Annotated in this window: 19 protein-coding genes; 15 read left to right on the top strand and 4 right to left on the bottom strand. The window is 72.3% G+C overall.

Annotated features, from left to right (window positions below; all coding sequences use genetic code 11):
- Nucleotides 1-110: 110 nt before the first annotated feature.
- Nucleotides 111-1,154 carry a zinc-dependent alcohol dehydrogenase gene (locus O1Q96_RS34345; protein ID WP_269251869.1) on the bottom strand — a complete coding sequence of 348 codons (1,044 nt, stop codon included), beginning with the start codon at nucleotides 1,152-1,154 and terminating at the stop codon, nucleotides 111-113.
- A 502-nt stretch (nucleotides 1,155-1,656) separates the two neighbouring features.
- Between O1Q96_RS34345 and O1Q96_RS34340 the strand changes: the two genes are divergently transcribed.
- From O1Q96_RS34340 to O1Q96_RS34295, 10 genes are all read left to right on the top strand, one after another.
- Nucleotides 1,657-2,199, top strand: coding sequence for a MarR family winged helix-turn-helix transcriptional regulator (locus O1Q96_RS34340; protein WP_269251868.1), 543 nt, complete (start codon nucleotides 1,657-1,659; stop codon nucleotides 2,197-2,199).
- A gap of 169 nt (nucleotides 2,200-2,368) precedes the next feature.
- Nucleotides 2,369-3,142, top strand: coding sequence for a response regulator transcription factor (locus O1Q96_RS34335; RefSeq protein ID WP_269251867.1), 774 nt, complete (start codon nucleotides 2,369-2,371; stop codon nucleotides 3,140-3,142).
- A gap of 205 nt (nucleotides 3,143-3,347) precedes the next feature.
- The gene (locus O1Q96_RS34330; protein ID WP_269251866.1) at nucleotides 3,348-4,589 is read left to right on the top strand and encodes a cytochrome P450; all 1,242 of its coding nucleotides are present in this window, start codon (nucleotides 3,348-3,350) and stop codon (nucleotides 4,587-4,589) included.
- A 51-nt stretch (nucleotides 4,590-4,640) separates the two neighbouring features.
- On the top strand, nucleotides 4,641-4,838 hold the full coding sequence (locus O1Q96_RS34325; RefSeq protein WP_269251865.1) for a ferredoxin: 198 nt from the start codon (nucleotides 4,641-4,643) through the stop codon (nucleotides 4,836-4,838).
- Entirely contained in the window at nucleotides 4,835-6,013 is a 1,179-nt protein-coding gene (locus tag O1Q96_RS34320) for an NAD(P)/FAD-dependent oxidoreductase (protein WP_269251864.1), read from the top strand. The genes O1Q96_RS34325 and O1Q96_RS34320 overlap by 4 nt, the downstream gene beginning before the upstream one ends.
- Nucleotides 6,014-6,157: 144 nt before the next feature.
- Nucleotides 6,158-7,987, top strand: coding sequence for a flavin-containing monooxygenase (locus O1Q96_RS34315; RefSeq protein WP_269251863.1), 1,830 nt, complete (start codon nucleotides 6,158-6,160; stop codon nucleotides 7,985-7,987).
- Nucleotides 7,984-8,133: a hypothetical protein gene (locus O1Q96_RS34310; RefSeq protein WP_269251862.1), complete on the top strand. Its 150-nt coding sequence runs from the start codon at nucleotides 7,984-7,986 to the stop codon at nucleotides 8,131-8,133. The genes O1Q96_RS34315 and O1Q96_RS34310 overlap by 4 nt, the downstream gene beginning before the upstream one ends.
- A 160-nt stretch (nucleotides 8,134-8,293) precedes the next feature.
- On the top strand, nucleotides 8,294-10,060 hold the full coding sequence (locus O1Q96_RS34305) for an ABC transporter ATP-binding protein (RefSeq protein WP_269251861.1): 1,767 nt from the start codon (nucleotides 8,294-8,296) through the stop codon (nucleotides 10,058-10,060).
- Nucleotides 10,061-10,506: 446 nt separating this feature from the next.
- Nucleotides 10,507-12,249, top strand: coding sequence for a S8 family peptidase (locus O1Q96_RS34300; RefSeq protein ID WP_269253847.1), 1,743 nt, complete (start codon nucleotides 10,507-10,509; stop codon nucleotides 12,247-12,249).
- Between the two features lie 224 nt (nucleotides 12,250-12,473).
- A complete protein-coding gene (locus tag O1Q96_RS34295) occupies nucleotides 12,474-13,151 on the top strand; it encodes an AIM24 family protein (protein WP_269251860.1) in 678 nt (225 codons plus the stop codon).
- 163 nt (nucleotides 13,152-13,314) lie between these two features.
- Here O1Q96_RS34295 and O1Q96_RS34290 read toward each other — a convergent pair whose 3' ends face one another.
- Together O1Q96_RS34290 and O1Q96_RS34285 are read right to left on the bottom strand one after the other, a co-directional pair.
- Nucleotides 13,315-14,787, bottom strand: a complete 1,473-nt coding sequence (locus tag O1Q96_RS34290) for an LPXTG cell wall anchor domain-containing protein (protein WP_269251859.1) — start codon at nucleotides 14,785-14,787, stop codon at nucleotides 13,315-13,317.
- 32 nt (nucleotides 14,788-14,819) lie between these two features.
- Nucleotides 14,820-15,377, bottom strand: a complete 558-nt coding sequence (locus O1Q96_RS34285) for a hypothetical protein (protein ID WP_269251858.1) — start codon at nucleotides 15,375-15,377, stop codon at nucleotides 14,820-14,822.
- Between the two features lie 229 nt (nucleotides 15,378-15,606).
- On the opposite strand from O1Q96_RS34285, the gene cyc2 reads away from it, so the two are divergent.
- Complete coding sequence (gene cyc2, locus O1Q96_RS34280) at nucleotides 15,607-17,793, top strand: germacradienol/geosmin synthase Cyc2 (protein ID WP_269251857.1); 2,187 nt, start codon at nucleotides 15,607-15,609, stop codon at nucleotides 17,791-17,793.
- A 140-nt stretch (nucleotides 17,794-17,933) separates the two neighbouring features.
- A complete protein-coding gene (locus O1Q96_RS34275) occupies nucleotides 17,934-18,638 on the top strand; it encodes a PDZ domain-containing protein (RefSeq protein WP_269251856.1) in 705 nt (234 codons plus the stop codon).
- 12 nt (nucleotides 18,639-18,650) lie between these two features.
- On the opposite strand, the gene O1Q96_RS34270 is transcribed toward O1Q96_RS34275, so the two are convergent.
- The gene (locus O1Q96_RS34270) at nucleotides 18,651-19,442 is read right to left on the bottom strand and encodes a metallophosphoesterase (RefSeq protein ID WP_269251855.1); all 792 of its coding nucleotides are present in this window, start codon (nucleotides 19,440-19,442) and stop codon (nucleotides 18,651-18,653) included.
- Nucleotides 19,443-19,577: 135 nt separating this feature from the next.
- Here O1Q96_RS34270 and O1Q96_RS34265 point away from each other — a divergent pair, with 135 nt between their 5' ends.
- The 3 genes from O1Q96_RS34265 (at nucleotide 19,578) to O1Q96_RS34255 (ending at nucleotide 22,482) form a co-directional block, all read left to right on the top strand.
- The gene (locus tag O1Q96_RS34265; RefSeq protein ID WP_269251854.1) at nucleotides 19,578-20,201 is read left to right on the top strand and encodes a LysE family translocator; all 624 of its coding nucleotides are present in this window, start codon (nucleotides 19,578-19,580) and stop codon (nucleotides 20,199-20,201) included.
- Between the two features lie 157 nt (nucleotides 20,202-20,358).
- Nucleotides 20,359-21,483: an aminopeptidase P family protein gene (locus O1Q96_RS34260; protein ID WP_269251853.1), complete on the top strand. Its 1,125-nt coding sequence runs from the start codon at nucleotides 20,359-20,361 to the stop codon at nucleotides 21,481-21,483.
- 69 nt (nucleotides 21,484-21,552) lie between these two features.
- The gene (locus tag O1Q96_RS34255) at nucleotides 21,553-22,482 is read left to right on the top strand and encodes a phosphotransferase family protein (RefSeq protein ID WP_269251852.1); all 930 of its coding nucleotides are present in this window, start codon (nucleotides 21,553-21,555) and stop codon (nucleotides 22,480-22,482) included.
- Nucleotides 22,483-22,510: the final 28 nt, after the last annotated feature.

Raw genomic sequence — 22,510 nt, 5'->3', positions numbered from 1 at the left:
TCAAATATGCATCCCACACGTATTGTGCATGATGCATATTCGAGGCGAGTCGTCCGGGGCACGGGCGCCGTACGCCCGGGAGCGGGGCCGGGGCCCGGTCGTGGTCGCCCTCAGTCCTGCTCGCCGAAGGTGACGACGACCTTCTCGGCGGCGCCCGGGGTGAGGGCGAGGTCGAAGGCGTGCCGTACGTCGGTGAACGGGACGCGGTGGCTGATGAGCCTGGCGAAGCGGTCGTGGTGTCGGACGAGTTCGGGGGTGACCTCGAAGATCTCGGTGGGGTACCCCTGCGAGGCGATGAGGGTGAGTTCGCTGCGCAGCATGCCGCCGAGGTCGATGGCGTCGGACTTCTTCTGGACGGCGACCATGACGAGCTTGGCGCCCCACCTGGCGTTGTCGACGGTGGCCTGGATGACGGCGGGGGCTCCGGCGGCGTCGATGTAGATGTCGGTCGCGGGGCGGGGTTGGCCCAGCGCGTTGGCCGCCTGGCCGTGCAACTCGGTGAGGCGGGCGGTGAGGTCGCCGTCGGTCGAGTCGATCACGGCGTCGGCACCGACGGCGAGGGCGGTTTCCAGTCGTTCGGGGATGACGTCCACGACGACGACGTGCCGGACTCCGCGGAGCTTGAGCCAGATGGCGGCGCCCAGGCCGATGGGCCCGGCGCCGAAGACGACGACCTTGTCGGTGGGTCCGGCTCCGGAGCGGTTCACGCAGTGCCGGGCGACGGCCATCGGCTCGTTGAGGGCGGCCACGGCGAAGGGCACGGAGTCGGGGAAGACGCTGAGGTTGGTGCCCGGCTCGGCGTTCTCGACCAGGAGGTACTCACTCATGGCGCCGTGCTCGCCGCCGCAGCCGATGATGCCGGAGGGCACGCCCTGCGGGTTGACGACGACGCGGTCGCCGACCTTGAGGCCGGTGACGGCGCTGCCCGTCTCGACGATCTCCCCGGCGGGTTCGTGACCGAGCGGGAGGGAGGTCATCGAGCCGTCCGGGCCCATGGGGGCGCCGCCGAGGTGGAGGAAGAAGGTGTCGGTGCCGCAGATGCCGCAGGCGCGGATTCTGAGCAGGACGTCGCGGGGGCCCGGTACCGGGCGCTCGATGTCGACGACGTCGATCCCGCCGACGGGACCGGTGCGGACGGACTTCATGGTGGCCATGGTGAGACTCGCTTTCCTTGCGGGTTCGAGGGCTTGAGGGTTCGAGGGTTTGATCGTTTGCGGGGCTCGTCGGGCCGGTCGCGTGTGAGCAGTGGTGGGCGACTGGTGAGGGGTGACTGGCGGCAGGTGACTGACGGCGCACGGCGGATGACGACCGGGAGGTGCTCGGCCGTGTTCCTGTCCGGGCCCGGCGGGAGGGCGGGGGAGTGCCCGTCCGCCGGACCCGGTGCCCGCGCCGGTCCCCGTCCCCACGGGGCCGGCGCGGGCGGACCGCCTCCGCTTCGGCGGTCCGTTCCGCGCGCCATGGCACGTGGTGCCGGGCGCTCGACCGAGGTGTCGCTCGCGGTGCGGTGCCGCGGGCGGTGCGGGAGGGCCCGGATGTGGGCCGTACCTGCGACGATCGGGTCTCACTTGAGTAAGGCAAACATATCTGCCTTACTTGAGTCAAGCAAGTGAATCGTGAATTTACTTGAGTCACGCAAGCAGCTGGTAAAGTGGCTCCATGTCCACGCCCTCACCCGCATCCGGCTCCGTCCCCGCTGCCGATCACGCATCCGCCCCCGCCTCGAAGGACGTCGTCGAGATCGAGCGGGCCCTCAACCGCATCGTGTATCTGACCGGCCGGGTCCGGCAGCACGAGCGCCTCATGGCCCTGGCCGGTGTGTCGTTGGACCGTGCGGCCGTGGCGCTGCTGCGGCAGATCGCCGACTCCGAGCCCATGCGCCCCGGCGAGCTGGCGGCCCGGCTGGCGGTGGAGGCCTCGCACGTCACCCGGCAGGTGCAGCAGTTGCAGAAGGGCGGTTACCTGACCCGGGTCCCGGACCCGGACGACCGCCGCGCCCAGCGCATCCAGCTCACCGCCGCCGGCCAGGAGGCGATCGACCGCATCCGTATGGCGAGCTGCCGGGGCATGGAGGTGGCGCTGGCCCACTGGTCGCCGGAGGAACTGCGGCAGCTCTCCACGCTGTTCCACCGGATGGTCGACGACTTCCTGCGCACCGACATCACGCTGGAGGGCGAGGGCGCCTCGTCGCAGCCCGCCTGACAGTCCGACAGCGCCACCGCCCGAGCGTGCGACACCCGCTCCCGCGCACCTCGCCCCTTTCGCTCCCGGCCGGGGCGGGTTCCGTCGGGCGGGCCGTCCGGCCGTGCGACGCGTCCCCGCCCGCGCCGTACGCCTGACGCGCGGGTCCCACGCGTCAGGCGGCCCAGCCATGAGCGAGGTGCGTGCGATGCACGGGATGGACGACGTGGGCCGGGTGTCAGGGCCCGGCGGCGCAGGCGGGGCGCGCGGAGGTGACGCCGACGTGTCCCTGCTCGCCCGTGGTGCCGGACGGCACGTCCTGGTCGTGGTCCACGACGAGGGGCTCACCGAACTGCTGTCGACCACGCTGGAGTTGGCGGACTACCGGGTGACCGCCGCCCGCACCGGCGCCCAGGGGCTGGCGCGGCTGGCGGAACGACGGTTCGACCTGGTCCTCTTCGACATGACGGTGCCGGACCTCGACGGCCTGGGGGAGGGCCGCAGGTTCCGTCCGGCCGACCGCCCTCCCGTGCTGTTCCTGGCCTCGTACGAGAGGCTGGGGAGCCTGGTGCCCGAACTGGGCCCGGGAGAGACCGACTACGTCACCCTGCCGTTCCGGATCTCCGAAGTCCTCGCCAGGGCCCATGTGTTACTGCGCGGCCGCAGTCCGGTGCGCCAAGGGCCGTGCTACGGCGATGTCGTGCTCGACGACGCCACCTGTCAGGCCTGGCGCGGCAGGCGGTCGCTCGACCTGACCCCCGCGGAGTACCGGCTGCTGCGGCATCTGCTGGTCAACGCCGAGCGCGTGCTGTCCAAACAGCAGATCTGCCGGCTTGTCTGGGGAGAGGCCCGGGCCGCAAACGCGATCGAGAAACTCGTCTCCCGTCTGCGCCACAAGGTGGATCAGGACCAGCCCCCGCTCATCCACACGCGCCGGGGCTTCGGCTACCGGCTCGGCCGCTGAACCCTGCTCCGGCCGCCCCCCTGCCCGGGGTCGGGCCCGCCGCCGACCCACCCCTCCGCTGGAATCGCGTATGTGATCCGGGTCACGTCAGCTTCCTGTCAGGCAACTGTCCGGGAGGTGTCAGACCGCTCCGCTTGCATGTGACCCAGAGGCCTCCAGCCCTTCCCCGTACTCCGCCCCGGCGGAGCCCCCACCGAGGAGACACATGGCCGAGACACTGGCCGGTGCCGCGTCCGACGCGGCGCGGGAGATGCCCGAGTTCCCGATGCCGAGGGCGGAGGGCTGTCCGTTCGCCCCGCCTCCGGCCGTGGAGGAACTCCGTGCGGACAACCCGATCAGCAGGATCCGCATCTGGGACGGCAGCACGCCCTGGATCATCACCGGCCACGAGGCGCAGCGGGCCCTCCTGACCGATCCCCGTGTGAGCGCGAACGACAGGAACCCCGGCTTCCCGTTCGTGACCGAGTACCGGCAGCAGATCGCGAAGTACACCCCGGAACTCGTCGTCAACACCGACGCCCCCGAGCACACCCGGCTGCGCCGGATGGTGAACGGGCCGTTCCTGGTCAAGCGGATCGAGGCCATGCGGGCCCCGGTCCAGAAGATCGTCGACGGTCTGATCGACGACCTGCTGGCCGGCCCCAATCCGGCCGACCTCGTGACGGCACTGGCGCTTCCCGTCCCCTCGCTGGTGATCAGCGAGCTGCTGGGAGTGCCGTACGCGGACCACGAGTTCTTCCAGGAGAACAGCACTCTCGCGCTCGACCGCGCCGCGGCACCGGAGGACTCCCGCGCGGCGAGCACGGCCCTGTCCTCCTACCTGGACGACCTGCTCGGCAGGAAGCTCACCGAGCCCGGCGAGGACGTCCTGTCCGAGATGGCGGCCCGCGTCACCGCTGGGGAGATGACCCGCGACGAGGCAGTCCACATGGGTGTCGCGATGCTCATCGCCGGCCACGAGACCACCGCGACGATGATCGGCCTCGGCACCCTGGTGCTGCTGCAGAACCCCGAACAGCTCGCCCTGGTACGGGACACACAGGACCCGAAGGTCGTCGCGGGCGCGGTGGAAGAGCTGCTGCGCTACCTGAGCATCGTCCAGGTCGGGCTGCGCCGGGTCGCCACCGAGGACATCGAGATCGGCGGGCAGGTCATCAGGGCCGGTGACGGCATCGTCGTCGACCTGCACGCCGCCAACTGGGACCCCGAGGCGTTCCCCGGCGCCGACCGGGTGGACGTCACCCGGCCCGCGCGCAAGCACAACGCGTTCGGCTACGGACCCCACCAGTGCCTGGGCCAGTCCCTCGCCCGGCTGGAACTCCAGGTCGTCCACGGCACGCTCTACCGGCGCGTCCCCACCCTGCGCCTGGCCGTCCCGGTGGAGGAGCTCCGGTTCGACCACACCGGCACCACGTACGGCGTGGACTCCCTGCCCGTCGCCTGGTGAGCGGCCACCGGCGAGATCACTGAACGTGCCTGAAGGACAAGGAAGATGCTCATGCGTGTGGAACTGGACGAACCGAAGTGCGTGGCGTCGGGTCAGTGCGTGATGGCCTCCCCGGAGGTCTTCGACCAGCGGGACGACGACGGAGTGGCGATCCTGCTGGAGGAGGTGCCCGGGGAGGGCCTCCTCGACGGCGTACGCGAAGCCGTGGCGATCTGTCCGGCAGCGGCGATCCGGCTGGTCGGCCAGTGAGGAGGATCGTCGTCGTCGGTGCTTCGGCGGCCGGGCTCGCGGCAGCCGAGACCCTGCGCCGGGAGGGGTACGACGGCACACTCACCCTCATCGGTGACGAGCCGCACGCACCGTACGACAGGCCGCCGCTGTCCAAGCAGATCCTGGCGTCCGAGTGGCACCACGACCGGCTCGCACTGCGTCCGCCGGACGATCTGGCCGCGCTGGACCTGGAGTTGAGGCTGGGCACCGCCGCGACGGGCCTCGATCCCGGCGGACGCGCGGTGCTGCTGGCCGACGGGACACGGGTGCCGTACGACGGACTGGTCGTCGCCACCGGTGTACGTCCGCGGCGGCTGCCCGGCGACGGGACCGCGCATGTGCTGCGCACCCTGGACGACGCGCTCGCCCTGCGGGACGGGCTGGGTGCGGGCCGGCGCCTGGTGGTGGTCGGCGCCGGGTTCCTGGGCGCCGAGGCCGCCGCCGTGGCCCGCCGGCTCGGCACCGCGGTCACGCTCCTGGAACCCGCGCCGGTACCGCTCGCCCACGCCGTCGGCGACGAGGTCGGGCGGGTGCTCGCCGCGGCCCACCTGGACCACGGGGTGGACCTGCGCACCGGGGTCCGGGTGGCCGCGGTGACCGAGGTCGGGGTACGGCTCGTCGGCGGCGAACTCGTCGAGGGCGACGAGGTGTTGGTGGCCGTCGGGTCGCTGCCCAACACCGAGTGGCTGGCGGGGAGCGGCCTGACGGTGGACGACGGGCTGGTGTGCGACCAGTACTGCGAGGCCGCACCAGGGGTGTACGCGGCCGGTGACGTCGCCCGCTGGTACAACCCGCTGTTCGGGACGCCGATGCGCGTCGAGCACCGTACGAACGCCGCCGAGCAGGGCATGGCGGCGGCCCGCAACCTGCTGCACCCGCAGGCGCGCAAACCGTTCGCACCGGTGCCGTACTTCTGGTCGGAACAGTACGGCCTGAAGGTCCAGGCGTACGGCCTGCTGCGCGGACACGACGAGGTCGCCGTGGTGGAGGGGGACCTCGACGAGCGCAGGTTCACGGTCGCCTACCGCACGGGCGACCGGCTGACCGGAGTCCTCGCGCTCGGCATGCCACCGAAGGCGGTCCGCGGCCGGCGGCAGGCCATCGCCGCACGCTCCCCGTGGCGTGATGCCGTCCCCGCCGCCCCGATGCCCTAGCCGTTGCGGTCAAGAGGTCGCAGGATGACGGCAGTTCGAGCCACCGAAAGGAAAGAGGACGGCCACGGCGGACGGTCCGCCGCCGGACCAGGCACAGCGCACTCGTCCCCACCCGACCGCAGGCCCCACAGCAGAAGGACAGGTATGCCCCCCACTCCCCACGCCTCGTCCGGCAGGTCCCCGTCAGGCCCGGACGGGCCCGGCTTCGACCCGGACGCCCTGCGTGCGCGATACCGGGCCGAGCGCGACCGCCGCATCCGGCCGGAAGGAAACGCGCAGTACCAGCGCATCGCGGGAGAGTTCGGCTACTACGCGGACGACCCGTACGTGGAGGAACCGGAGTTCACGCGGGAGCCGCTGCACGACCGGGTCGAGGCGGTGGTCGTCGGCGGCGGCTTCGGCGGTCTGCTCGCCGGGGCGCGGCTGCGGCAGGCGGGCGTGGAGTCGATCCGGATCATCGAGAAGGCGGGTGACTTCGGCGGGACCTGGTACTGGAACCGGTACCCGGGCATCCACTGCGACATCGAGTCGTACGTCTACATGCCGCTGCTCGAAGAGGTCGGCCACATCCCCGAGTGGAAATACGCGCCGGGCGAGGAGATCCGGCAGCACGCGCGGGCGATTGCGCGCCGGTTCGACCTGTACGACGGCGCCTGCTTCCGGACGCAGGCGACCGAACTGCGCTGGGACGACACCGAGTTGGAATGGGTGGTCGGCACCGACCGCGGCGACCGCGTACGGGCACGCTACGTGGTGGTCTCCAGCGGCACGCTCAGCCAGGCGAAGCTCCCGGGCATCCCCGGCATCGAGACCTTCAAGGGGCACACCTTCCACACCAGCCGCTGGGACTACGCGTACACGGGTGGCGACGCGAACGGGAACCTGCACCGGCTCTCCGACAAGCGCGTGGCCCTGATCGGCACCGGAGCGACCGCCGTCCAGGTCGTGCCGCATCTGGGCCGCGACGCACGGCAGTTGTACGTGTTCCAGCGCACCCCCTCCTCGGTCGACGTGCGGGGCCAGCGCCCCACCGACCCCCGCTGGGCCGCCTCGCTCGAACCGGGCTGGCAGCGCCGCCGCAGGGACAACTTCCTCAGGACCGTCACCGGCACCCGCACCGACGAGGACCTGGTGGACGACGGCTGGACCAGCAGCGCCCGGCTGCTGCAGAACCTCATCCCGACCAACAACTACGCCAACCTTCCGGCGGAGGAACGCGACCGCCTGAACGAGCTGGCCGACTTCCAGAAGATGAACGAGATCCGTGCCCGGGTCGACTCTCTCGTCGAGGACCCCGCGACCGCCGAGGCACTCAAGCCCTGGTACCGGTACATGTGCAAGCGGCCCACCTTCAGCGACCACTACCTGGACACGTTCAACCGGCCCGGCGTGACGCTGGTGGACACCGCCGACCACGGCGGCGTCGAGCGCATCACCGAGAACGCCGTCGTGGCCGGCGGCACGGAGTACGCGGTCGACTGCGTCATCTTCGCGACCGGCTTCGAGGTCGGCGTCTCGGGAATCCTGTCCGGCCGGCTCCCGGTGTACGGCCGCGACGGCGCCGAACTGCCCGCGTCCTGGCGGCAGGGGGTGAGAACGCTCCACGGCTTCTCCAGCAACGGATTCCCCAACCTCTTCCAGCTCGGTCCGCTGCAGAACGCCAGCGCCGTGAACTACGTCCACATCCTCGACGAACAGGCCACCCACGTCGCCGAGATCGTCGCCGAGGCACGCAGGCGCCGGGCCCGGTACGTCGAGCCGACCGTCGAGGCCGAGACCGCCTGGGTCGCCGCGATCCGGGAGAAGGCCGCGGACCTCTACGCGTTCCAGGCCGAGTGCACCCCCGGGTACTACAACAACGAGGGCAGGCCCAGGCGGCGCAGCGAGTCGTACGGCGACGGGCCGGTCGCCTTCCACGAACTGCTCAGGAACTGGCGCACCGACGGCGGCATGAGCGACGTCATCGTCGAGTGACCCGCCGACAGGCGACCGCCACCGGACACAGCGTCCTGCCGCTCCTGCCGCTCCCGCCGTCGAACGGCGAGGGCGAGGGCTGCGTGCTGCGGCCGACCGACACCGGTGAGGGCCGCACGGCGCGGCTGCCCGGCCCGCGCTCGTGAGCCGGGCACCGAAGGACGGCACCCGGACCCGGGGCCGCCCGGCGGAAATCCCCTACGGCACTGTCAGCGGCATCGGCGATACTTCATCGACCCCTTCCGGACCCCGGACGAGACTCCGGCCCGGAGGGGAAGGGGAGCCGACCGTCCGAGGGGGAGTACCGTGCCGCAGTCCCAGCCGTCCGGCCCAGCAGCCACACCGGCGTGGCGGCTGCTGCTCGCCTACGTGCGCCCCTACCGCTGGACGCTGCTGCTCGGAGCCGTGCTGTCGCTCCTGACCGGGGCGGCGGGGCTCGCGCTGCCGCTGGTGGCCAGGTCCCTGATCGACGACCTGGGCCACGACCGGGCGATCACCGGCGCGCTGCTGGCGATGTCGGCCCTGGTCGTCACGAACGCCGCGATCGGCGCGCTGGGTTCGTACGTGCTGCGGTACACCGCCGAGTCCGTCGTGCTCGGTGCACGGCGGGGCCTCGTCTCGCACCTGCTGCGCCTGCGCATAGCCTCCGTCGACCGGAGCGAGCCCGGGGACCTGATGGCCCGGATCACCTCGGACACCACCCTCCTGCGGGAGGTCACCACAGACTCGCTGGTGGGCCTCGGCACCGGCGGACTCACCCTCGTGGCCACGCTCGCCCTGATGGGGTTCGTCGATCCGGTGCTCACCGCCGTCACCCTGGGCGTGGTCCTGGCCGCGGGCACGGTGATCGGCGTGATCGTCCCGCGCATCAACCGGGCCAGCAGGCGGGCCCAGGACGCGGTCGGGGCGATGGGCGCGTCGCTGGAGCGGACCCTGGGCGCACTGCGGACGATCAAGGCGTCCGGCGCCGAGCACCGCGAGGAGCGGGCCGTGCACGCGGCGGCCGAGGAGTCCTGGCGCCAGAGCGTCCGGGCCGCCAAGTGGTCGGCACTGGCGGGGAACACGGCCGGTCTGTCGATGCAGGTCGCGTTCATCACCGTCCTCGCCGTGGGCGGCGCGCGCGTCGCGACCGGAGCCGTCGACATCGGCACCCTCGTCGCCTTCCTGCTGTACGTCTTCTACCTGATGTCGCCCATCCAGCAGGTCGTCGGAGCGGTCGCCCAGTACCAGAGCGGCTCGGCCGCCCTGGCCCGCATCGAGGAGGCCAGGCGGCTGCCCGCCGAGCCGGCCTCCGAGCCCGCCCCGCTGCCCGGCCCCGGCGCCGAGCCCGCCTCGATCACGTTCGAGGACGTCCGCTTCCGGTACGACGACGACCTGCCGTACGTCCACCACGGCGTGACCTTCGCCGTCCCTCCGCGCGGCATGACCGCCTTCGTGGGACCGTCGGGCGCAGGCAAGACCACCGTGTTCTCCCTCATCGAGCGGTTCTACGACCCCGAGGAGGGGACCATCACGCTGGACGGCCGGGACCTCACCGACTGGGAGGTGTCGGGGCTCCGGTCGGCCATCGGCTACGTCGAGCAGGACGCGCCCGTCCTGTCCGGCAGCCTCCGCGACAACCTCCTGCTCGGCAATCCCGACGCCGACGACGCCGAACTGCTCCGCGCGCTCAAGACCACCCGGCTCGACTCCCTCGTCGACCGGCTGCCGAAGGGCGTGGACACGCTCGTGGGCCACCGCGGCACCAAGCTCTCCGGCGGCGAGCGGCAGCGCGTCGCCATCGCCCGGGCCCTTCTGCGGCGGCCCCGGCTGCTGCTGCTCGACGAGGCCACCAGCCAGCTCGACGCGGTCAACGAAGCCGCGCTGCGCGACACGGTCGCCGATGTCGCCCGCACCACCACGGTCCTGGTCGTCGCCCACCGGCTGTCCACCGTCACCATGGCCGACCGCATCGTCGTCATGGACGCCGGGCGGGTACGGGCCGTGGGCACCCACCGCGAACTCGTCGCGGGCGACCCCCTGTACGCGGAACTCGCCGCCACGCAGTTCCTCGCGGCCACCGACGCCGCCTGAGGGCCGGCCGGACTGGGAACCGGCCGCCACTCGAGAACCGGCCTCCGCCCGAGAGCCGACCACCACTTGAGAACCGGCCGTCGCGCGAGGCCGGCCGAGACCGGGCCGAACGTGTGAAAAGGGTGCCCTTTCCCGTCAACCGCCTTTCTCCGTAGGGGGTTCCCGGCCATGGATCGAGGGTTTTCCCCGTATCCCCGGGTCAAAGGCGCGACCTATTGTTCGAGCCACAGTCGAACCACAGGTAACCCCTGATAGGTCGCTGCGCATGGCCGGCTGACGCGCTTTTCGCTCGCACCCCCCGCCGCTTCGACGACGAAGCGAATCGACCGATGCTCCGCACCGCTTTCGCGCGCTGTCCGGAGCCGGCCACGAAAGGCACTTCCTTGCGTACTCCACGACCCGCGAGACGGAAGCTGATATCCGTCGCCGCGATATCCGCGACGCTGATGGCCGGGACGGTCACGTCCCTCGCGCTGGCCGGCCCGGCCACCGCCACGGTCCCCTCCGACGAGGTCGCGAAGACCGCTGCCGCCGCCGTGACCGCCCCGGCCGAGCGGCTGATCGTCGGCTACAAGGCGGGCGCCACCGAGGCCAAGTCGAACAAGGCCGCCGCCGCGGACGCCGAGGCCAAGGGCGAGGAGGCCGGGGAGGACCTCGACTTCCAGCGCCGCCTCGGCACCGGTGCCGCGCTGGTCGACCTGGGTGACCGGCTGAGCAAGGCCGATGTGGCCGACGTCGTCGCCGAGTTCCGGGCAGACCCGCAGGTCGCGTACGCCGTGCCGGACCGCCTCAACAAGCCGCAGGCCGACCCGAACGACACCGAGTACAGCAAGCAGTGGGACCTCTTCGAGTCCACCGCGGGCATGCGTGTCCCCGGTGCCTGGACCACCGCGACCGGCACCGGCGTGACCGTCGCCGTCATCGACACCGGTTACGTCACCCACTCCGACCTCGCGGCCAACATCGTCGCGGGCTACGACTTCATCTCCGACACCGCGGTCTCGGTCGACGGCAACGGACGCGACAGCAACCCGGCCGACCCGGGCGACTGGTCCGCCGCGGGCGAGTGCCAGGCCGGCGCCCCGGCCAGTGACTCCTCCTGGCACGGCACGCACGTCGCGGGCACCATCGCCGCCGCCACCAACAACGGCAAGGGCGTCGCGGGCATCGCGTACAACGCGAAGATCTCCCCGCTGCGTGTCCTCGGCAAGTGCGGCGGCTACGACTCCGACATCATCGACGCCATCACCTGGGCGTCCGGCGGCACGGTCTCCGGCGTCCCGGCCAACGCCAACGTCGCCAAGGTCATCAACATGAGCCTCGGCGGTGGCGGCGCCTGCACCACGGCCACCCAGACCGCGATCAACAACGCCGTCGGCCGCGGTACGACGGTCGTCGTCGCGGCGGGCAACAGCAACGCCAACGCGGCCAACTACTCGCCGGCGAGCTGCAGCAACGTCATCTCGGTGGCGGCGCTGGGCCGCACCGGCTCCAAGGCCTACTACTCCAACTTCGGCTCGACCGTGGACATCGCGGCCCCCGGCGGCGAGACCAACTCCACCACCGCCAACGGCATCCTCTCCACGCTGAACGCGGGTACGAAGACGGCCGGTTCGGAGTCGTACGAGTACTACCAGGGCACCAGCATGGCCGCCCCGCACATCGCGGGCCTCGCCGCGCTCGCCAAGTCGGCGAACTCCGCGCTGACGCCGGCCCAGATCGAGTCGGCGATCAAGACCAACTCCCGTGCCCTGCCCGGCACCTGCTCGGGCGGCTGCGGCGCCGGTCTGGCCGACGCGGCCAAGACCGTGCAGGCCGTGAGCGGCTCCGGCGGCTCCACCGGCACGACCTTCTCCAGCACCGCCGCCGTCGCGATCCCCGACGCGGGCTCGGCCGTCGAGTCGCCGGTCGCGGTCAGCGGCCGCACCGGCAACGCCCCGTCCGCCCTCCAGGTCGGCGTCGACATCACCCACACCTTCCGCGGTGACCTGGTGATCGACCTGGTCGCCCCGGACGGCACGGCGTTCCGCCTGAAGCCGTCCAGCACCTCGGACTCGGCCGACAACGTCAGCGCCACCTACACCGTGGACGCCTCCGGCGAGACCGCCAACGGGACGTGGAAGCTGCGCGTCCAGGACGTGGCCTCGGCCGACACCGGCCGGATCAACAGCTGGAAGCTGACCTTCTGACCGTGCAACGGCGATCGCGAGACGATCGCCCGACCACCGGCCGACAGCGGGCCGGGCACTGAGAAACCACCCCCCACAGGGTGGGGCCGAAAGGCCCCGCGGGGCGGTCGACGCGAGCGGGCGTCGACCGCCCCGCCTTTCGTCGTGCCGCCCGATACCTTCGTCGCCGCCTTTCCTCCCCCGGCAGGATGGTGGAATCGCCGCCTCCGGGACAGGATGCCCGGATGAAGGGTGATCTGTTTTCCAGCGAGTACATGGTGCAGCCGGCCGCCACGGCGGGCATGAGCGTGCAGAACGCCAAGTCGATCAGGTACGCCGTCAACGGAGAGATGCTCGCCCGGCAGGGCGCGATGATCGCCTACCGCGGCAACCTGCAGTTCGAGCGCAAGGGCCAGGGCGTCGGCGGCATGCTCAAACGGGCCGTCACCGGAGAGGGCCTGCCCCTCATGGCGGTGCGCGGACAGGGGGAGGCCTGGTTCGCGCACGAGGCACAGAACTGCTTCATCATCGACATCGACCCCGGCGACGTCTTCACCGTCAACGGCCGCAACGTGCTGTGCTTCGACGCCTCACTCAAGTACGAGATCAAGACGGTGAAGGGCGCGGGCATGACCGGCGGAGGGCTGTTCAACAGCGTCTTCACCGGGCAGGGCAGGCTCGGTCTCGTCTGCGAGGGCAACCCGCTGGTCATCCCGGTCTCACCGCAGTGGCCCGTGTACGTCGACACGGACGCCATCGTCGGCTGGACGGCCAACCTGCAGACGTCGCTGCACCGTTCGCAGTCGATCGGCTCGATGCTCCGCGGCGGCTCGGGGGAGGCGGTGCAGCTGGTTCTCCAGGGAGAGGGGTACGTCGTCGTACGGCCGAGCGAGGCGACACCGCAGAGCGCCTCCCAGCACTGAGGCGGGCCCCTGCCGCGCCCGCACGGCCGCCGCGCCCGCACGGTTGCCCCGCTCGCACGGTTGCCGCGCCCGCACTGCTGTCCGTCCTGTCCCCGCGGCCGCGGGCCGCCGCGGAGGGAGCCGTCCGTGTCTCCCTCCGCGGTCCTTCGCGCCGGCGCGCTGCCTACGCCGTGGCCCGTCGGCGGCGCCACAGGACCGCCGCGGTGCCGGAGGCGATCAGTGCCGCCGTACCGGCCGCGGCGGGCAGGATCACGTCGGAGCCGGTCGAGGCGAGCGACCCGCCTCCGGCGGCGGTGAACGAGCCACCACCGGTGGTGGACTGCGCTCCACCGCCACCCGTGCCACCCGTGCCGTCCCCGTCGGCCGTCGGGCCGTCGACGGGGACCGTCGTGCCGGAGTCGGTCGGGCCGGCATCCGGGCCCGAGTCGCCGGGGGACGGATCGGGCGACCCGTCGGACGGACCGGGCGAGACCGGCACCGAGGGCGACGGCGACACCGGATCCGACGATGACGGCGAGGCGGAGGGCGTCGGCGGCGCCGGCGCCGTGAACACGGTGAGCGAGGCGTCGGAAGGGCTCGCGACGAACACCGAGCCGCCGCCCGGCGTCACCGCGACGGACGAGCTGCCCAACTGGCCGTTGTTCCCCGGAAGTTCGGCACCCTTGCCGGCATCCTTCAGCGTGGCGGTGTCGTACACCGTGAGCTGCCCGACGCCGTCCCCCTCCTCCGGCGGATTGCCGTAGTCCTGCCACACCGCGAAGGCCTGGTCGGAACGCGGGTCGACGGCGACGTCCGCGACCGAGTCCCCGGGCTTCGCCCGGAAGGCGGCGGCGAGTTCGCCCGAGGCGATGTCGTACGCCTCCAGCACGGCACCACGCCCCGCCCACACTGTCCCGTGCTCGACGTCCCACTCCAGGAAGGACACCGCGGCGCCCGGGCCGAGCGGGATGTCCTTGCCGTCCGGCGCGAAGGCGGCCGCATCGACCCCGCGCAGCAGGCTGTTGGCGTTGTCGGCCACCCAGATCCGTCCGCTCGCCGTGTCCACGGCGAGCGGACCGCCGGTGGCCGGGAGTGTGAGGGAGCGCTCGACGGTCACCGACGTCTCACCGACGGCGACCTCCTCCAGTTTCGTCCCGCGTACGACGACCACCGAGCCGGCCTTCGCGCCGGCCTTGGCCTGCGTGATCGTCGTGCCGGTGAGCCAGCCGCCGCGCCCCGCCGCGTCGCCGTCCTTCGCGGCGGCGACTCCGCGCAGTCCGACGAGGTAGTGCACTCCGTCACCGGGCAGTGGTCCGGCCAGCCGTTTCCCCGGGAGCTGGGCGGGCGCGCCCGTACTGCCGGGCGAGGTCCTCACCCAGCTCAGTACGTTCCCGGCCGCCGGGTCGACGGCGTAGACCCCGGCCAGACTTCCGCCCGTCGTACCGGCGACGGTGTCGGACCCGACGTACAGCTTCCCCGACTCGGGGTGCAGCAGCAGGTCGAGCGGTTTGCCGACGGTCGTGAGGCGGGCGGTCCGCTCGTAACCGCCGGTGGCGGGCGGGTCTTCGGCGCCGGTGGCGGGCGTGCCGACGACGACGGCGGTGAGGACCACCGCCGTGATTCCCGCCAGGGTGCCTGCCGCCCGGGGGCGGAGCACATCGCTCCGCCCCCGGGTTCTGAGAGGCGCGGTCACGAGAAGGTGACCGGGAGGTGGACGTCGTACGAGCGGTTGCCGCTGCCCGTATGGTCGGCGCGCGTCACGATGGCGCAGTCGACGTCCGTGCCGCAGACCGTGCCGGACGCGATGTTCGGGTTGACGTGCACGCTGACGCTGAAGGAGCCGCCGGCGCCGTACACGGAGCTGTTCGCGACCATACCGCCGCCGAAGTTCGACACCCAGTGCGAGGCGCCGGTGGTGCCCGACTGGTCCGCGCCGCCCAGGCAGGGGGTCGGACGGGAGGTGTACGTCGACGGATCGCCCGGTACGACGCCCTCGGGTATCACGCACAGGCCGACGTAGACACCCTGGACGGAGTTGTATCCGCTGCCGGCGACGGTGATGTTCTGCCCGGCCGAGGACAGGTTGTCGGGGGCCGTCAGCGACAGGTCGTACGTCGTGCCGCTCACTGTCACGGTCCGCGTGGCGGTGGCGGCCGAGGCGGAGCCGGCGAGCCCGACGGTCAGCGCGGTGGCGGTGACGCCGACGGCGGCGATGCGGGTGGCACGGGCGAACAGGGCGGATCTCATGGGTAGTTGGCCTTTCAGAGGCGAGAACCACTTAGGTAAGGCAAACCTAAGTTTCAGACGGTCGACCGTCAACCCGCCCCCCACCGGCCCCAGAAGGCCCGCTTGCGTCGGCGCGAGGAAACGCGGGCCCTTTCCCCGCGGAGGGTCCGTTCACTCATCGGTTCACGCGATGGTGCGATCATGTGCCGCCGTACGGATGCCCCCGGGGGGCCCCGGGTAGGGCCGGACCATGACGCAGCCCTTCGAACTGCCGCACTTCTACATGCCGTATCCCGCGCGGCTGAACCCACATGTCGACGAGGCGCGCGCCCACACGACCGAGTGGGCGCGCGGAATGGGCATGCTGGAGGGTTCCGGCATCTGGACGCAGGCCGACCTCGACGCACACGACTACGGACTGTTGTGCGCGTACACGCATCCCGAATGCGACGGCCCCGCCCTCTCGCTCATCACCGACTGGTACGTGTGGGTCTTCTTCTTCGACGACCACTTCCTGGAGACCTTCAAACGAAGCCAGGACCGCTCGGGCGGCAAGGCCTACCTCGACCGCCTCCCGCTCTTCATGCCGCTCGACCTCTCGACCCCCGTTCCGGAGCCGCAGAACCCGGTCGAAGCCGGTCTCGCCGACCTGTGGGCGCGCACGGTCCCCGCCATGTCGATGGGGTGGCGCAGGCGGTTCGCCGAGTCCACCGAGCATCTGCTCAACGAGTCGATGTGGGAGCTGTCCAACATCAACGAGGGGCGGGTCTCGAATCCCGTCGAGTACATCGAGATGCGCCGCAAGGTGGGCGGCGCCCCCTGGTCCGCGGGGCTCGTGGAGTACGCGACCGCGGAGGTCCCCGAGCAGGTCGCCCGCTCCCGGCCGCTGCGCGTGCTGATGGAGACCTTCTCCGACGGGGTCCACCTGCGCAACGACCTCTTCTCGTACCAGCGGGAGGTCGAGGAGGAGGGCGAGCTCAGCAACGGAGTGCTCGTCCTGGAGACCTTCTTCGGCTGCACGACGCAGCAGGCCGCAGAGACCGTCAACGACATCCTCACCTCGCGACTGCACCAGTTCGAGCACACGGCGCTCACCGAAGTGCCCGCGCTGGCCCTGGAGAAGGGCCTCGCCCCGGACGAGGTCCGTGCCGTCGCCGCGTACACCCAGGGGCTCCAGGACTGGCAGTCCGGGGGCCACGAGTGGCACATGCGGTCGAGCCGGTACATGAACGAAGGGGCCCTGCGGAGTTCGCCGTTGAGCGGACCGACCGGGCCGGGGACCTCCGCCGCCGACGTCGGGGCGCTGCTCGCCGCAGCCGGCGCCGAACGGCTGCGCGTCTACACGCATGTGCCGTTCCAGAAGGTGGGCCCGTCCCTGCTGCCCGACTTCTACATGCCGTTCAAGGTCCGGTTGAACGCCGACCTGGACGGGGCCCGGCGGCGCATCACCCCCTGGGCCCACAGCATGGGCATCCTGGAGGAGGGCGTCTGGGACGAGGACAAGCTCGCCGCCTACGACCTGCCGCTGTGCTCGGCGGGCCTCGACCCGGACGGCACCCCGGAGGCGCTGGACCTCAGTGCGGGGTGGCTCGTGTGGGGGACGTACGGCGACGACTACTACCCGATGGTGTTCGGGAACCGCAGGGATCTGGCCGCCGCGAAGCTGTGCACCGCGCGGCTGTCCGCCTGCATGCCCGTCGACGGCGAGGAGATCCCGCCCCCGGCCAACGCGATGGAGCGTGGTCTCGCCGATCTCTGGCGGCGCACGACGGCCACGATGAGCCCGGACGCACGCCGCACCATGCGGGCCTCGGTGGAGGTCATGACCGAGAGCTGGGTGTGGGAGCTGTCCAACCAGCTGCAGAACCGCATCCCCGACCCCGTCGACTACCTGGAGATGCGCCGCGCCACCTTCGGCTCCGACCTCACCATGAGCCTGTGCCGCCTGGGCCACGGCCCGAAGGTGCCACCGGAGGTCTACCGCAGCGGTCCCGTCCGGTCGCTGGAGAACGCCGCGATCGACTACGGGATGCTCATCAACGACGTCTTCTCGTACCAGAAGGAGATCGAGTACGAGGGAGAGGTGCACAACGCGATCCTCGTCGTGCAGAACTTCTTCGGCTGCGACTACCCGGCGGCGCTCGGCGTCATCCACGACCTCATGACCCAGCGCATGCATCAGTTCGAGCATGTCGCCGCCCATGAGTTCCCCGTCCTTTTCGAGGACTTCGGCCTCTCGGCCGAGGCCCGCGACATCATGGAGGGTTACGTGGTCGAGCTGCAGAACTGGATGGCGGGCATCCTGAAGTGGCACTACGACTGCCGTCGTTACGGGGCCGCCGACCTGGCCCGTCGCGCCCACGGCTTCGTACCGGGGCAGTTCCCGGCCGTGCCGTTCGCCACCACCCGGGGGGCCGCCTCGATCGCGGCCTTCTGACCCCGGCCCGGGGGCGTCCGGCCGGCGGAGGGGGGCGGCCGGTCCGGGGGCGGACGGCTCGAACGGGAAGGAGCCGCATCACCCGTTCGAGGATCGTCGCGGGCAGGTGCGGAGGGTAGAGCTCTGGCCGGAGGTGATCCATGGAACAGACCGCGTTGCGTCCCAAGCCGATGCCTGGTCAGGAGCCGGACGACGGCCGCCCGTCCGCACCGGTCCGCCGCCCGCACGCCGCACGGCGGCGCGGACGGCGGCTCACGACCCTGTTGTTCAGCCTGTTCGTCGGGGCCGTCCTCGTCCTGTCGGGGGTCGGCCTGGGCACCGTGGGCGCCACGGTGATCGGCATGAGCAAGCTCGCCGACTTCCAGCGACGGGCGGGCGCCCCCGGGGCGTCCACCCCGCCCGCGGGGGCCGGTGGCGCCGAGCCGGTCCCTGGCGCCGGCAGTTCGGCCTCGCTCACGCGAGCGCCCGAGCGCCCCCAGGCCCCGCCCGACGGCCGCCCCCAGGCCCCTTCCGGCGGCGGCCCCCGGACCCCTTCCGAGGGCCGGCCTCAGACCCCGCCCGACGGCCGGCCACGGGACCGGCCGACCCTCGGTGTGGAGGCCGTCGACGCCTCCGACGGCCCGGGCGCGCTCCTCGTCGGCGTGCACGTCCCCGGGCCCGGCCACACCGCGGGCCTCGTACGGGGCGACATCCTGCTCACCTTCGGCGGGACCCGCCTCGGCACGGCCGCCGACCTCGCCCGGGCCGTCGCCGCCGCCCGCCCCGGCACGGCCGTCAGGCTCACGCTGCGCCACGCGGGTGGCGGTCACCAGCAGCTGTCGGTGACCCCCGGTGTCATCACCTGACGGGCCCGCCCGTCACCCGGCCACCCTGAAGTGGCTCGTCAACCGCCCCTCGTCGTCCAGCACATGGAAGGCGAATCCGGGTGGCGCGTCCCGGTCCGCGGCACCCTCGCCCTCCCACGGCAGCCGCAGCGTCCACGTCACCCCGGGGCCCACGACCAGGGGCCGCCCGGCGAACGTCGTGGACGCGGGAGTGTGGGCGTGCCCCGTGATGATCCCGGCGATCTCGCTCCTGCGCTCCAGGAGCGCGGCCAGCGCATCAGGTGCGCGCAGCCGGTAGGCGTCCGGCAGGGGATGGTGCAGGGCCACCGGCGGGTGGTGGAAGGCGAGCAGCGCCCGCACGGAGCCGTCCAGCCCGTCGAGCGTCTCCTCGATCCAGGCGTACGTCCGCTCGTCCAGCTCTCCCTCGTCGCTGCCCGGCACGCTGGAGTCGCACATCAGGACGGCCGCGCCCGCGTCGTCGAAGACGCGCACGCTGTTGACCGGTTCGGGGTCCGCCGGTCCGGCCGGCGCCGGTCCGACGGCTTCCGGTTCGCCGAGCAGCGCCTTGCGCCAGGGGCCGCGGCTGTCGTGGTTGCCCGGGCACGTCAGTACGGGGAAGGGCGTGTCCGGATCGTGCAGGCCGAGGACACGCGCCGCCTCCTCGTACTCGGACTCCGTCCCGTGGTCCGCGATGTCGCCGGTGACCAGCAGGGCGTCCACCCGGCCCGGCAGCCCCCACAGCCGGTCCCGCACCCGTTCGGCGCGCTCCGTCGCCCGCCGGGTCCCGTCGAGATGCAGGTCGCTGATGTGTGCCAGCACGAGCATGGTGATGCCGCCTCCCCCTGGACGCTCAACTAATGACTCGACGCCATCTAAGCATTAGATTCAATGGCCCGGCAATCCATGGACGGCCACCGGAAATGCGTTGCCGCGCGCCGCGCGCGGGGACACGATGGCCCCATGCTGAGCACCCTCCTCGCCTTCCTCGGCGCCTGCACCCTCATCGCTGCCTCCCCCGGACCGAGCACGGTACTGATCATCAGGCAGTCGCTGCACAGCAGGCGATCGGGCTTCCTGACGGTGCTGGGCAACGAGACGGGTGTCTTCGTGTGGGGCGCCGTCGCCGCGTTCGGCCTGACCGCGCTGCTCACCGCCTCAGAAGTGGCGTACGACGTGATGCGCGTCGTCGGTGCCGTCGTGCTGGTCGTCTTCGGCGTCCAGACGCTGTGGCGGGCCCGCCGCGCCAGGGGCGCGGTGGACGACGGCGGAGCGGGGCAGGACGAGAAGAGCGGCTGGGCCTCCTACCGGAGCGGTCTGCTGATCAACCTGGCCAACCCCAAGGCGGCGATCTTCGCGATGTCCTTCCTCCCGCAGTTCGTGCCCCGGGGCGCCCCGCACCTGCCGGCCATGCTGGGACTCGCCGCCCTCTGGGCGGTCTACGAGATCGGCTACTACGGTCTCTACGTGTGGTTCGTCGGCCGGATGCGGACGCTGCTGTCCCGGGCCGGCGTGCGGCGGAGGCTGGAGCAGGTCTCCGGAGGAGTGCTGCTGCTCCTCGGCGCGCGGCTCGCCCTGGAGGGCTGATGCGGTCACCGGACGCCCCCGTGAGGGGAATCCGGTCCGGGGACGCGGTCCCGCCCGGAGAAGACCGCGTTCCGAAAGTGGCGCCGACCGGCTCGCGTCACCCCCGCTGTCCGGGCAGGATGCTGCCCGTAGGCCCTACTGAGTCACGGAGGCCCGGATGACCGGCACGCCCGCGCCCTTCACCACCGACGACTACCGGGCGCGGATGGAACGCGCCGCCCGGGCCGCCGCCGAGGCGGGGCTCGCCGGACTGCTGGTCGCGCCCGGACCGGACCTCGTGTGGCTCACCGGCTACGCGCCGCCCGCCGCCACCGAGCGCCTCACCCTCCTGGTGCTCGCCGCGGGGCGGGACCCCGTGCTCGTCGTGCCCACCCTGGAGGCCCCGGACGCCGAGAAGGCCGCGGGCGCGCCCGCGCTGACCCTGCGTGACTGGACCGACGGCAAGGACCCCTACGCCATGACGGCCCCCCTCCTCGACTCCGCGGGCCGCTTCGGCGTCAGCGACAACGCCTGGGCGCTGCACCTGCTGGGTCTCCAGAAGCAGCTGCCGGGCACGTCGTACGTCTCTCTCACCGAGGGGCTGCCGATGCTCCGGGCCGTCAAGGACGCCGCGGAGCTGGACCGCCTGGCGGCGGCCGGTGCGGCCGCCGACGCCACCTATGAGGAGATCCTCAAGGTGGCCTTCGCGGGCCGGCGCGAGTCGGACGTCGCGGGCGACCTCGCCGATCTGCTGCGGCGGTTCGGCCACGAGCAGGTGGACTTCACGGTCGTCGGCTCGGGCCCGAACGGCGCCAACCCGCACCACGAGGCGGGCGGACGTGTCATCGAGCACGGCGACACGGTCGTCCTCGACTTCGGCGGCCTGAAGCACGGCTACGGCTCCGACACCTCCCGCACGGTGCACGTCGGCGAGCCGAGCGCCGAGGAGCAGCGCGTCCACGACGTCGTACGCGCCGCCCAGGAGGCCGCGTGCGAGGCCGTACGGCCCGGTATCGCCTGCCAGGACGTCGACCGGGTGGCCCGCGCGTGCATCACCGAGGCCGGATACGGCGACCGTTTCATCCACCGCACCGGACACGGCATCGGCGTCACCACCCACGAGCCGCCGTACATGATCGAGGGCGAGGAACAGCCCCTCGTACCCGGAATGTGCTTCTCCGTGGAGCCCGGCATCTATCTGCCGGGCCGCTTCGGCGTACGCATCGAGGACATCGTGACGGTCACCGAGGACGGCGGCCGCCGCCTCAACGACACGCCCCGGGAGATGGCCGTCGTGAACTGAGCACCCCCCCAACGAGCCCCGAGCCCCGAGCCCCGAGCAACCGGACCCCGAACGGCAGACGGCGCGACCATGAACCAGGCAGCGACACCCACAGCGGACACCGTGCGACGCCTCGTCCGCTCCCTGCTCCCGGACGGCGGCGGGCCCCGGATCACGCCCGTCGCCGAGGGCGGCGGGCACGTCACCTGGTTCGTGGGCGCACGCCATGTGCTGCGGCTCGCCCCGGACCGCGAGGCCACCCTGCGCCAACGGCGCGAGCTGCGGCTGCGCGATCTGGTGCGGCCCCACGTCGGCGTCGCCGTCCCGGTGAGCATCGCCCACGGCGAATGGGCCAACGGGCTGACGTACACGCTCGACACCCTGATCCCCGGCGGCTCCGGCGAGCAGCAGGACGTCTCCGCCGTCGGCGAGGCCGACCTGGCGGGTCTGCTCACCGGACTGCGCGAGGTGCCGGGGCGCCAGGCCGAGGCTCTCGGTGTGCCCCGCGGCACGCCCCGGTCCCTCGAAACGCTCCGGGCCGCCGCCGAGCGGGCCGCCGAACGGCTCGCCGCCGCCGACGAGTTCGACGCCTCCCGGCTCCATCAGCTCACCGGGGCCGCCACCGTCCAGCTCGCCCCGCAGCCGGGCGCCGCCTTCCTCGTCCACCACGACCTCAGGGGCGAGCATCTCGTGGTCAGCGGCGACGGACGCGTCCGCGGTGTCCTCGGCTGGGCCGGCGCGGTGGTCGGCGACCCCACCGAGGACATCGCGGGCCTCGCCGTGGCCGTCGGCGCCCCGGCGGCCGTCCGCGCGGCCACCCTCGCCGGGTACGGCGCCCGGCCCTGCCTGCGCGGCCTGTGGCTCGCCCGCTGCGACACCCTGACCCGCCTCGCCGACCACCTCCACCGGTCGGACGACCGCCTCCTGGCGCTCCTGCGCGCCCAGCTGGGGCGCGCCTGGGAGCCGATCCTCCTGGAGCGGGTCACGGAGTTCCGCGACGGGACGGACGAGGCGCTCTAGGCCCTCCGGAGGGGCCGGGGCCCGCACG

The sequence above is a fragment of the Streptomyces aurantiacus genome, assembly GCF_027107535.1.
Classification (GTDB): domain Bacteria; phylum Actinomycetota; class Actinomycetes; order Streptomycetales; family Streptomycetaceae; genus Streptomyces.
The sequence above is the reverse complement of the archived record's forward strand: the minus strand, read 5'-3'. Positions and strand labels throughout refer to the sequence as shown.